Origin of the sequence: Pseudomonas sp. SIMBA_068, from assembly GCF_046534705.1 — a bacterium.
Lineage (GTDB): Bacteria > Pseudomonadota > Gammaproteobacteria > Pseudomonadales > Pseudomonadaceae > Aquipseudomonas > Aquipseudomonas putida.
Genome location: NZ_JAWRYI010000628.1, coordinates 1 through 267, shown reverse-complemented (window position 1 = coordinate 267; position 267 = coordinate 1). Strand labels below are relative to the sequence as shown.

The window sequence follows — 267 nt, the reverse complement described above, 5'->3', positions numbered from 1 at the left end:
ACCTATCTGCATCAGGTTAGTGCGAAACTGGCCAGAACATACAGCCTGATCGCCGTCGAGGCGTTGCAGGTAAAGAATATGACGCGATCGGCAAAAGGCACTGTCGAAGCGCCAGGTAAGAATGTCGCCGTAAAAGCGGGACTGAACAGGTCTATCAGTGACGCATCGTGGGGAAGGCTGAAAGCGCTGCTCCATTACAAGGCGGAACTGAACGGGGGTCGAGTGATCGAAGTCGATCCGAAACATACCAGCCAGATTTGCAGCGGG

At 54.3% G+C, this 267-nt stretch carries 1 protein-coding gene; it reads left to right on the top strand.

Annotation, left to right across the window (positions count from 1 at the left end; translation table 11 throughout):
- Positions 1–267: IS200/IS605 family accessory protein TnpB-related protein (locus SB756_RS30725; protein WP_410913323.1), on the top strand; the 267-nt coding region annotated here is incomplete at both ends.